Consider the following 12,465-nt stretch of genomic DNA (forward strand, 5'->3'; position numbering starts at 1 on the left):
ACTCAAGGTTAGGACTTTTATGATTTTTAATGAATTAAAAACTAGTTTCTTGTTTTGTTGCTTCCTTTTGATTTTGAACCAACTCTTGACATTGCACATCTGAAACCGATATAGTCAGTTGCCATGTCTTGTGGGAAATAACGACGTTGTGCAGGATCAATCCAATACGCTCTGTCTTTCCATGAACCTCCTTTGTAAACTCTTACGTTGTCATTAATTAAAGACGTTCTGTTATTCGATTTGTCGATTGTCTTTACAATCGCACCTGTTGAATCCGTAGTAACTTCATGTCTTGGAGAGTTGTACATCTGTTTTGTTTCAGCTCCATTCTCACCATCACTAAAGTTATCTGTATAATAACGTGATGATCTTCTATCGCCATCTCTAAAGTTTCGGTTATCACTGGCGTCAAAGTTTGTTTTTAAGTAAGCGTCATCACCGCTGATAGGTACTTGTAATATGGTACCAGGTAGGTTTCTAGGTACAATTTGTCCATTACTTAAAGTGTCATAAACAATATCTTCAGAAGTAACAACTTTTACGGTCCCATCTTCATTTATGGCATTTTTGGTATAGACGTTACCACGGTAGTAGTTGAAATCATTAAACTCATCATCTACAATAGGTCTGTAAACATCAGCTACCCATTCGGCAACGTTGCCCGCCATATCATAAATTCCGAAATCGTTTGGCAAGTATGATTTTACTTTGTTAGTAATATCAGCACCATCATCAGACCATCCAGCAATTCCACCGTAATCACCTTTTCCTTGTTTAAAGTTAGCTAATTGGTCACCTCTAGTTTTTCTTTTTCCAGAACGTGTGTATTGACCACTCCAAGGATATTTTTTTCTACCACGAATGGCGTTGTAGTTTCTAAGTTCATTCAAACCTAGTGCTGCATATTCCCATTCTACTTCAGAAGGTAAGCGGTATTCTGGAGATATAATTCCTGATTCTCTTTTGGCATAGACATTAATAGGGTTGCCATCTGCATCAGTTTGTTGTCTTCTTTTTCCTCCTTCAAGAATCTCTGCGTTGCCACCATAGGTAGAACTTGGAGAATTGATATAAGTATCTGTGTTGAAATTGGCATCAGCATTCACATCGGTTACACGTGCATCTCTCTTTAAGAATCCAGCTTTTTCTAAATACAGTTCGTTGACTCTGTCTGTTCGCCAGTTGGCAAAATCGACGGCCTGAATCCAGCTTACACCAACCACAGGGTATTCACCATAACCTGGGTGACGTAAATAGTTCTCAGTCATCATTTCACTATAACCAAGTCGGTTTCTCCAAACTAAAGTGTCTGGTAAAGCGCTTTGATAAATCAATTTGAAATTAGGATCATCTGGCGGATATACGCGTTTGAGCCAATCTAGATATTCTAAATACATTTTGTTGGTCACCTCACTTTCATCCATATAAAAGGATTGAACGTGTTGTTGATTAGGTGTGTTGTTCCAATCGTGCATAGGGTCATCCTGCACTTTTCCCATGGTAAAGGTTCCACCTTCAACAAAAACTAAACCTGGGGAAGTTTCCTGTTCTTTAAAATTGGTGTTGTATTGAAAACCTCCATTCTTGTCGTTTATTTTCCATCCAGTAGCTCTGGATTGGTTTGACGATGAAGATCTTTTACATCCAACCATTGCTAAAGAGAGCATTAGGGCAAATGCAATCCTTATATTAATGATGTTTTTCATATCCATACTTTTTAAGTAAGCTGATTAAATTTAGTGACGCAATATAGTAATTAAAGAGAAAGTAACAAGCGTTTTTATCAAATAGATTGAAAAAAGTTGCATTTCATCCCTTTTTTCGAACACGACATCGGATTTTTGGCGATTTTATCGGTGTTTTCAGTATTTCAAGAACGCTATAAGAAAGTAATTATTGTTGTAAATTTGAATATAAATTGGAGACTTTATACTAACAAATTCCAGCAAACGTTATTCTTTCTATATAATTGGCTGTTTCAGTTGGTGAGAATAGTATTAGATTGCAGGTGTTTTTTGAAAAAGATTTATACAGACTAATGAGAATAAAGCTACTATTATTTTTTGTTTTAATATCATCTCTAGGTTTTTCGCAAGAAAAGCGTTTCGACATTATATGGAATGGCAATATTGTTCTTGAAACAGAATCTTCCGCCATAACAGTGCCCTATTTTAATAAAGACAATTTTAGTTTTGACACCAATACCGGGATCAAGTTCTTTGCAGAATGGATATCCGAGGGAAAAATCAATAAAAACTCAGTGACGCTTACCAACGTCTCTTATGCTATTATTTCTGCCGATGAATTGCGATCCATTCCTATTGAAACGATCCCGACAATTCCAAAATTGCATTTTGAAAATACAACGGCAAGAGATAAAACACATGCCTACCTCGAATTAACGCCTATTATAAAGGAGAATGGCGTTTATAAGAAAATTACTTCGTTTACAATATCTTATAATATTTCAGCCAGCAGATCTTCCAGTGCTTATCCCAATCAAACCCATATTCTAAGTAATTCTGTCCTCAGCTCAGGAAATTGGTACCGATTTTATGTGGAAAAATCCGGAGTTTTTAAATTGACCAGGAGCTTTTTAAATTCGCTAGGTGTGAATACAAACTCGGTAGATCCGCGAACGATTAAAATTTTTGGAAATGGTGGCGCCATGTTGCCATTGTCCAATTCAGAACCTTATCCACTCGACCTTACCGAAAACGCCATAAAGTTTGTTGGGGAAGAGGATGGGGAATTTAATGGCGACGACTATATTTTGTTCTATGCCGAAGGGGTTACGGGTTACAACGCAGAAAGTAATACCAATAACAATATTTTTACGGATAAGAGTTATTATTATGTCAATGTGAGTGGTGGTTTGGGGAAACGGATCCAAAATATGTCACAACCTGCAAGCGCTTCAACATATGTGGTGAATACCTTTCAGGATTATCAGTTTCATGAAGTTGATGAGATTAATATTGTACGCGTCGGAAGACGATGGTTTGGCGAGCGGTTTGATATTGAAAACGAAAAGCAGTTTGAGTTTAATTTTCCTAATCTTGTTACGTCAGAACCGGCACGGGTTAAAGTTTTTGCAGCCTCAACATCTCAAGTGTCAACGAGCATGGCGGTAAAGGTCAATGCTAATGTGGTGGCAAATTTTGCGTTTTCTCCAATTAGTTCACCAATCCTGGCAGATGGAAAGTTTTTTAATAATAATGTTATGCTAACTACGCCAAGCGTTGTGGTCAATCTCAATTATAACAATTCAGGAAACCCAACGTCTCATGGGTATTTAGATTATATATCTATTGAGGCTACACGCGGCCTGATTTTTGAAGGTGAGCAGTTTATATTTAAGAACAATCAGGTGGCAAATACACCTGGAATTGTAGAGTATAGCTTGTCTAATGCTGCTTCTGTTTCAGAAATTTGGGATATCAGTAATAAATATGAGGTCACCGCTGCTGCCAATACTGATGGGAATTCGGTGATGACTTTTAAATCGATTTCCGGAATTTCAAAAAAATACTTGGCGGTAACGCCTTCCGATTATTATGAGCCTAAAAGAGATAGCAAAACAAGTGTTAGCAATCAAAATATTAAAGGCAGCATTTTTAAAGATGAACAAGGACAATTTCAAGATGTCGACTATATCATCATCACCCCGATCAATTTAGTTTCACAAGCAGAGCGATTGGCACAAATCAACAGAACACAAAACGATCTTAATGTAAAAGTAGTGACCCTAAACGAAATCTACACCGAGTTCAGTTCGGGCAATCAGGATGTCTCTGCGATCCGGAATTTGGTGCGGTATGTCTACCATAATGCGAGTGCACCGGATAAGCGGTTAAAATACTTATGTCTTTTCGGAGATGCCTCCTTTGATTATAAAGATAGAATTCCAAACAATACCAATATTGTTCCGTCCTGGCATTCACTGGATAGTTTTAGTTTGACCAACGCGTTCGTCTCTGATGATTTCTTCGGGATGATGGATTTTAATGAAGGTGATATGGGCACTTCAAATAAATTGGATATTGCCGTTGGAAGAATTTTGGCAGAAACACCGCAACGCGCCAAAGAAATGGTGGATAAAATTGAATTGTATTATCAAGATGAATCTTATGGAAGTTGGCGGAATAACGTCGTAGTCGTGTCTGATGATGTAGATGTGGCTTGGGAAAGTGTGCTTCAGGAAACTACCGATGAAATAGGCAGGAACATTACAGCTGAAAAACCATTTTTAAACGTGGTGAAAATCCATTCCGATGCTTTCCAACAAGAAGCCTCAGCGAGTGGCGAACGTTATCCGGCAGTAAATAAAGCAATCAAGGATGCTGTTGAAGTTGGCGCCTTGGTGGTTAATTATTTTGGTCATGGCGGTGAGGACGGATTGGCCTCAGAACGTATTTTCGATAAAAACGATTCACAAGAAATAAGAAATACCTGCAAGTTTAATTGTTTTGTGACGGTTACTTGCGAATATACCCGTTTTGACAACCCTTTTCGTCCAACTGCGGGCGAATATACCTATTGGAATACACAAGGAGGTGCCATCGCATTGATTACCACCACACGCCAAATTTTTGTGAGTGTGGGTGTGACCTTTAATATTCAATTAGAGAAATATCTTTTTGGTTTTGGTTCAAACGACTATCCTACCATGGCCGAAGCTTTACGTCTGACAAAAATCGACCCTTCCATTTCTGGAATCCAACAAAGACGTTTGGTGTTTTTTATAGGGGATCCTGCCATGAAGTTGGCTTTCGCAAAACCAAGTATTCAGTTGACAAAAATAAACGATATCCCATTAGGACAAACTAATGATACTTTAAAAGCACTTAGTAAAATTAAAATGTCCGGAGAAGTTTTGGATCCTTCAGGGAATTTAATGGCAGGTTACAATGGTGTGCTCACTGCAACAATTTTTGATAAGGATATTCAACGTCAAACCTTGGCCAATAACAATATAAGCCAAAATGGACAATTGATTAAAATGGATTTCACAACCTTGGGTGAAAAAATATTTATAGGCCAAGCTACTGTAACGAATGGTCATTTTGATTTTGAATTTGTGGTTCCAAGAGATATTGGGGTTCCTGTTGGAAAAGGTAAAGTCAGTTTTTATGCAAAATCAGATACCCCATTGCAAGATCAAGCAGGTTCAAGTTTTGATATCTTAGTTGGAGGGATCAATGAAAATGCCGAAACAGATATTACCGGACCAATTGTAAAGCTCTATATGAACGACGAAAGTTTTGTTTCTGGAGGTATTACCAACGAAGCACCCACGCTTTTGGCAAAACTGGAAGACAGTAATGGTATCAATACCGCAAGTGGTATAGGTCATGATATCGTTGCCATTATTGATGGTGATGAAACCAATCCGTTTGTATTGAATGATTATTATAGAGCTCAGGTAGATGATTATACCAAAGGAGAGGTAACTTATCCGTTTCGTGATTTAGAGCCAGGACTACATACGTTGACCCTTAAAGCTTGGGATGTATATAATAACTCTGGCATTGCTGAGATTCAGTTTGTGGTGCACGATAAAGATGAAGAACTGAAGATTGAAAACGTTCTAAATTATCCCAATCCATTCATTAATTACACAGAATTTTGGTTCAATCACAATAGTTCGCAACCTTTAGACGTTTCTATACAAATATTCACCATCTCAGGTAAACTTGTTAAAACCATAAATAGTCAAACCAATGCCGGCGGATGTTGCAATGAAGGTGCTTCGGCACTATCAAGAGATATTGTTTGGGACGGTCGTGATGATTTTGGAGATAAAATCGGAAAAGGGGTTTATGTTTATAAACTAAAAGTTAGATCCAATCAACTTAACAAGCAGGTTGAGAAGATCCAGAAACTAGTAATATTGTAATAATTAATAATAATTTATCTTTGCTAAATACATGTGTGCCGAGGCACTGTGTATAATACCAACAACCTTATGAGAAAATACGCACTAGCCATTATCACGTTAACCATTTATAATCTTTCTTCTGCACAGGAAACGATCATATTTGATAATCAGTCGAAAGTTATTACTACCGGAGTTCCATTTTTATTAATTGCTGCCGACGCACGGGCCGCCGGGATGGGAGATATAGGCGTGGCCACTTCCGTAGATGCTTTTTCCCAACAATGGAACCAATCAAAATATGCGTTTTCTGAAACCAAATCAGGAATTGCGGTGAGTTACACACCTTATCTAAGTAAGTTGGTCAATGATATTTTCTTAGGAAATGTCAGCTATTTCAATAGAATCAATGAAGGAAGTGCCTTTGCGGTGAGTTTCAAATACTTCAGTTTGGGTGAAATTGAATTGGTGCAGGATGAAAACTCTAGTCCATTAATTGCCCAGCCTAATGAAATGACTATTGACGCTTCGTATGCCTTAAGATTGGGCACTCAGTTTTCTATGGCAGTTGGGTTGCGTTATTTGCGTTCTGATTTAAAAATTCAGGCTTTGGATAATTCTGCAGAGGCCGCAAGTTCAGTAGCCGCCGATATTTCTGGATTTTATCAAAGCGAAGAACAAGCCTATGACAGTTTTAATGGACGGACCCGTTTAGGTTTTGCCATTCAAAATATAGGACCAAAGATTAAGTATGACGATGCTGGAAGAGAAAGCTTTTTACCAACAACTTTAAGACTTGGAGGAGGCTTCGATTTTATTTTTGATGAGTACAATACCTTGGCGTTAACTGGAGAGGTGACTAAATTATTAGTGCCATCACCGCCAGTTTTGGGTTATGTTGATTTGGATGGTAATCAAAAACAAGCTACAGATGGAAGTGAGCCAACAATTATTGTAGAAGGCAAATCTCAAGATGTGAATTTTCTTAAAGGGATGTTTCAATCATTCAGTGATGCCCCAGGAGGTTTCAGGGAAGAGTTGAAAGAATTTACTTGGGCTTTGGGAGCAGAATACCAATACCAAGATTCTTTTGCTTTCAGAGCAGGTTACTTTAATGAAAGCGATGAGAAAGGCGCTCGTAAGTTTTTTGCTCTAGGGGCAGGCTTCAAATACACCACGATCAATATTGACATGTCTTATTTGTTCTCAGCTTCAAAAGTTCAAAGTCCGTTGGAAAACACCTTGCGTTTTTCCCTGACCTTCAATTTTGGAGATAAAACGTACAGAGAATACTAGAAGTCATTTCAAATAAATTATAGAAAAACTATTGCTATTATAAAGCAATAGTTTTTTTGTCTAAAAAAGTGTCGTATTTTTAAAAATAGATGAAAAACCTATGAAGGAAATTAAAATTGAAACCCTGCTTAACGTTTATGAAACTTTAGATGAGCTTCCCAAAGATGTTGTTGATTTGATGAAAAGGGCCATGGAAGCAAGGGATAAGTCCTATTCGCCATATTCCAAATTTAGCGTAGGTACAGCACTTCTGCTTGAAAATAATGAAATCATCACCGGTAGCAATCAAGAAAACGCGTCCTATCCATCAGGATTATGTGCCGAAAGAACAGCAATTTTTTATGCAGGAGCGCAATTCCCCGATGTGGTCATCAAAAGAATGGCAATTATTGCAGGTTCAAGATTGAAGATTACAGACAAACCAATTCCACCATGTGGCGCATGTCGTCAATCTATAGCTGAATATGAAATAAAGCAAGATTCGCCTATTGAAATCTACTTTATGGGGGAGAAGGGAAAGGTAGTTCGATCACATTCTTTAGCAAATCTTCTTCCATTGGTGTTTGATAAAACAGTTCTATAACGATTTCGTAGAAGTTTTACGATTTTCAGCTTTTTCATTAATGGTTAATGTGTTACTTTTGTTATCCGTTTAGTGAAGCACAACTTTTGGAGGTTTAAAAAACGAACCAAAAATTGATAGTTGAACTAGTCCCGATTCGATTGGGATCTTCAGCTCTCTAAACTCGAAACTATATTATGTATTTAATTTTTTAGAAATTATTTCGGATGCAAAAGATAACTAAGGAGGTTTACCTCAAATGGTATGAAGACATGTTGTTCTGGAGAAAGTTTGAAGACAAACTTGCTGCAGTTTATATTCAACAGAAAGTAAGAGGTTTTCTTCATTTATATAATGGGCAAGAAGCTATTTTAGCTGGAGCATTGCACGCTATGGACTTGACAAAGGATAAAATGATTACTGCTTATCGTAACCATGTCCAGCCAATTGGTATGGGCGAGGATCCAAAACGCGTGATGGCAGAGTTATATGGTAAAGCCACAGGAACTTCCCAAGGTCTTGGAGGATCCATGCATATCTTTTCAAAGGAACATCGTTTTTATGGCGGTCACGGTATTGTAGGAGGTCAAATTCCATTAGGTGCTGGGATTGCTTTTGGTGATAAATATCACGGTATTGACGCCGTTACTTTATGCTGTTTTGGTGATGGTGCAGCCCGTCAAGGGTCTTTGCATGAAGCCTTTAATATGGCTATGTTATGGAAACTTCCAGTGGTGTTTGTTTGTGAAAACAACGGCTATGCCATGGGAACGTCAGTAGCACGTTCTGCCAATCATACAGAAATATGGAAATTAGGTTTAGGCTATGAAATGCCTTGCGGACCTGTTGACGGAATGAACCCAGTAAAAGTGGCAGAAGCTTTTGATGAAGCTATCCAACGCGCACGACGTGGTGATGGACCAACATTTTTGGAGTTGAAAACATACCGATACAGAGGCCACTCCATGAGTGATGCCCAGAGTTATAGAACCAAAGATGAGGTTAAGGAATATCAAAAAATAGATCCAATCACACAAGTGAAAGAGGTTATTCTTGAGAAAAAATACGCCACGGAAGAGGATCTGAAAGTAATTGATCAGCGTGTGAAGGATCTCGTGACGGAATGTGAGAAATTCGCTGATGAATCTCCATATCCAGAAAAAAGCGTCATGTATGATGCCGTTTATGAGCAGGAAGATTATCCATTTATACAACACAAAATATAAGCTATGGCAGAAGTAATAAATATGCCGCGTTTGAGTGACACCATGGAAGAAGGAACCGTGGCAACGTGGTTAAAAAAAGTAGGAGATAAGATAGTGGAAGGCGATATTTTGGCTGAAATTGAAACCGATAAGGCGACGATGGAGTTTGAATCTTTTCATGAAGGCACATTACTTTATATTGGTATTCAAGAAGGAGAGACCACTAAGGTGGACGAGTTATTGGCAATTATTGGTGAAGAAGGTGAAGATATTTCTGATTTGATTGATGGCGGTTCTTCGGATAAAAAAGAAGAAAAGTCAGAGGATAAATCGTCTGAAAAAGAATCTAAAGAAAAAGAAGAGGATGATTCAGAAAGTGATTCTGATGAAGAAACTTCTGAAGAGAAAGATCCTTCTGGAGAATTACCGGAAGGCGTTACAGTTGTGACCATGCCGCGATTGAGTGATACGATGGAAGAAGGTACTGTAGCAACATGGCTTAAAAAAGTAGGTGATAAGGTTGAAGAAGGAGATATCCTTGCGGAAATCGAAACGGATAAGGCAACGATGGAATTTGAATCTTTCCAATCGGGTACCTTACTATTTATAGGATTAGATGAAGGTGAAACAGCAAAAGTAGATTCTTTATTGGCAATTATTGGTCCTGAAGGAACTGATGCCGCTGCGATTGCTAAAAATCACCAATCGAAAGGATCTGCTAAGAAAGAAGACGCTCCTAAAAAGAAAAGTGCCGATTCTGATAAAAAAGAAACCTCTAAAGCAACTGCTAAGGAAGAAAAAAAGGAAGTTTCAACTTCAAGTTCATCAACTTCAGATGGTAGTCGCGTGTTCGTATCGCCTTTGGCCCGGAAAATGGCTGAAGAAAAAGGGATCAACTTATCTCACGTAAAAGGTTCTGGAGAAAATGGACGCGTTATCAAACGTGATATTGAAAATTATACCCCAGAGGTAAGCGCCGCGCCAGCCGCAGTTGGACAAGTTGCCGCCTCCGGACAAGAAGATTTTATTGAGAAACCAAACTCGCAAATGCGTAAAATAATTGCGAAACGTTTGGCGGAATCTAAATTTACTGCGCCTCATTATTATCTAAACGTGGAGTTTGATATGGATAAGGCCATTGCTTTTAGAACACAGGTTAATGCTATTCCAGATACAAAAATATCGTTCAATGATATGATAGTTAAGGCTTGTGCCTTAGCATTGAAACAGTTTCCACAAGTCAACTCGCAATGGTTTGACGATAAGATCCGATTGAACAATCACGTACATATTGGCGTCGCGGTGGCAGTTGAAGACGGATTGGTGGTGCCAGTGGTTCGATTTGCAGATGCATTAAGTTTGTCGGAAATTGGTGCGAAGGTTAAAGACTATGCAGGACGTTCTAGAACAAAAAAATTGACTCCTCAAGAAATGGAAGGGAGTACGTTTACCATTTCTAATTTAGGAATGTTTGGTATTGAAAGTTTTACGTCCATTATCAATCAGCCTAATTCAGCGATATTATCTGTGGGCGCCATTCTTGAAAAGCCAGTTGTTAGAGACGGACAGATTGTTGTAGGCCATACCATGAAACTTTCTTTGGCATGTGATCATAGAACGGTTGATGGAGCTACTGGAGCGGAGTTTTTGCAAACTTTAAAAGGCTTTGTTGAAAATCCAATTTCGATGTTAGTTTAAGTACGAATTTTGTAATCTTGTGTGAATGAGTATTTAATTATACTCAAGACATGATCAGTTGAGACATATATACATGTATTAATATAAATAGAAAAAACCTGTTTCATTGTAAGAAGCAGGTTTTTCTATATGAGACGAACTATAGATTATTATGAAAAAGATTTATTTACTTGGTGTTATTTTAATTTTTGCCTCGTGTAAAACAAAAGTTCAGGAATCTCCTGAAAATGGCACAAACGATATGGATTTAGCTGAAAATGCTTCAGTAAGCAAGACCTTAGATTTCGTGACCAGTGCGGAACTTAAAGAAACCGTATTTTATTTGGCGTCAGACGAGCTTCGTGGCCGTGCGACAGGCTCAGAAGGCATTGAGAAAGCAGCCGTTTATATCGAGGACAAATTCAAATCATATCATGTTGCCCCGTATTTTGAAACCTATCGGGATCATTATAAGGCGCAAGGAATGGATGCGACCAATGTTGTGGGATATATAGAAGGTAACGATCCAGAATTGAAGAAGGAATTTATCATTCTAGGTGCGCACTATGACCATATTGGAGTTGTGAATGCTGTTGATGGCGATTCTATTGCCAACGGTGCCAATGACGATGCATCAGGCGTGGCAACTGTTTTGGCCATGGCGCGTTATTTTGCTACTAATAAAAACAATAAAAGAAGCATTTTATTTACGCTTTACTCTGGTGAAGAAATAGGCCTGATGGGGTCAAAACATTTAGCAGAACGCTTAAAAGAGGAGAACATTAATCTTTACACCATGATCAATTTTGAAATGATTGGTGTGCCCATGGTCGACAAGGATTATGAGGCTTACTTTACCGGCTTTGATCTGTCAAACATGGCTACAAAGATGAATGATTATGTGAATTATAAGCTTTTGGATGAATTGCCGAAAGCCAAGGAGTTTCAACTTTTTTACCGTTCGGATAATTATTCGTTTTTTAAAGTTTTCAATAAACCTGCCCATGCCATTTCCACTTTTGATTTTACTAATTTTGACCATTACCATCAAGTGGGAGATGAAGCGGAATTAATGGATTATGAATTTATGGCTGATTTGGTGAATAAATTAATTCCAGCATTTGAAGCCATGAGCAATACAACAACCCAAGAAATAAAAATGAATGAGTAAAAATATCGTTATCACAGGAACTAGTAGAGGAATTGGCTATGAATTGGTGAAATTATTCGCCAAACAAGGACATCAGGTTTTGGCATTGTCCAGAAATGATGGCCCTGTAAAAGCCTTGAAATTGAAGAATGTAAAGGCCTTTTGTTTTGATTTGGGAGATGCTGAAGCTTATTTGAAAGTGCAAGATTATATTACTGAACATTGGCAACATGTGGACGCATTGATCAACAACGCCGGACACGTGCTCAATAAGCCTTTTGAAAAGACAACGGTCAGCGATTTTGAAGAAGTCTACCGTACCAATGTTTTTGGGATGGCAGAGTTGACAAGAGTCCTTATTCCCTATATGGCAAAGAACAGTCATGTGGTTACCATGAGTTCCATGGGAGGTGTTCAGGGTAGTATGAAATTTCCAGGACTTGCCGCCTATAGTTCTAGTAAAGCTGCAGTAATTACCTTAACGGAATTGCTTGCAGAAGAATATAAGGATTCTGGTATTTCCTTCAATGTATTGGCGTTGGGTGCGGTTCAGACTGAAATGTTGGAAGAAGCTTTTCCAGGTTATAAAGCCCCGATAACACCTGAAGAAATAGCGGAATATATTGTTGATTTTTCATTAAAAGGGCAAAAATTTTATAACGGAAAATTACTTCAAGTTTCCAATTCGACCCCATAA

The 12,465-nt window shown here is 38.2% G+C and carries 8 protein-coding genes; 7 read left to right on the top strand and 1 reads right to left on the bottom strand.

All coding sequences use genetic code 11. The annotated features are described in order from the left end of the window. Positions 1–41: 41 nt before the first annotated feature. Positions 42–1,712, bottom strand: coding sequence for a gliding motility lipoprotein GldJ (gene gldJ / locus ESZ48_RS17525; RefSeq protein WP_129018803.1), 1,671 nt, complete (start codon positions 1,710–1,712; stop codon positions 42–44). Between the two features lie 326 nt (positions 1,713–2,038). Here gldJ and porU point away from each other — a divergent pair, with 326 nt between their 5' ends. From porU to ESZ48_RS17560, 7 genes are all read left to right on the top strand, one after another. Continuing rightward, entirely contained in the window at positions 2,039–5,899 is a 3,861-nt protein-coding gene (porU, locus tag ESZ48_RS17530) for a type IX secretion system sortase PorU (RefSeq protein ID WP_129018804.1), read from the top strand. Between the two features lie 69 nt (positions 5,900–5,968). Further along, entirely contained in the window at positions 5,969–7,174 is a 1,206-nt protein-coding gene (porV, locus tag ESZ48_RS17535) for a type IX secretion system outer membrane channel protein PorV (RefSeq protein WP_129018805.1), read from the top strand. Positions 7,175–7,274: 100 nt separating this feature from the next. Next, on the top strand, positions 7,275–7,757 hold the full coding sequence (gene cdd / locus ESZ48_RS17540; protein ID WP_129018806.1) for a cytidine deaminase: 483 nt from the start codon (positions 7,275–7,277) through the stop codon (positions 7,755–7,757). Between the two features lie 206 nt (positions 7,758–7,963). Further along, the gene (gene pdhA / locus ESZ48_RS17545; protein ID WP_129018807.1) at positions 7,964–8,962 is read left to right on the top strand and encodes a pyruvate dehydrogenase (acetyl-transferring) E1 component subunit alpha; all 999 of its coding nucleotides are present in this window, start codon (positions 7,964–7,966) and stop codon (positions 8,960–8,962) included. 3 nt (positions 8,963–8,965) lie between these two features. Beyond that, complete coding sequence (locus ESZ48_RS17550) at positions 8,966–10,639, top strand: pyruvate dehydrogenase complex dihydrolipoamide acetyltransferase (RefSeq protein ID WP_129018808.1); 1,674 nt, start codon at positions 8,966–8,968, stop codon at positions 10,637–10,639. Between the two features lie 151 nt (positions 10,640–10,790). Next, positions 10,791–11,789 carry a M28 family metallopeptidase gene (locus ESZ48_RS17555; protein ID WP_129018809.1) on the top strand — a complete coding sequence of 333 codons (999 nt, stop codon included), beginning with the start codon at positions 10,791–10,793 and terminating at the stop codon, positions 11,787–11,789. Beyond that, positions 11,782–12,465, top strand: coding sequence for an SDR family NAD(P)-dependent oxidoreductase (locus ESZ48_RS17560; protein WP_129018810.1), 684 nt, complete (start codon positions 11,782–11,784; stop codon positions 12,463–12,465). The genes ESZ48_RS17555 and ESZ48_RS17560 overlap by 8 nt, the downstream gene beginning before the upstream one ends.

The sequence above is a fragment of the Gelidibacter gilvus genome (assembly GCF_004115975.1).
GTDB classification, from domain to species: Bacteria; Bacteroidota; Bacteroidia; order Flavobacteriales; family Flavobacteriaceae; genus Gelidibacter; species Gelidibacter gilvus.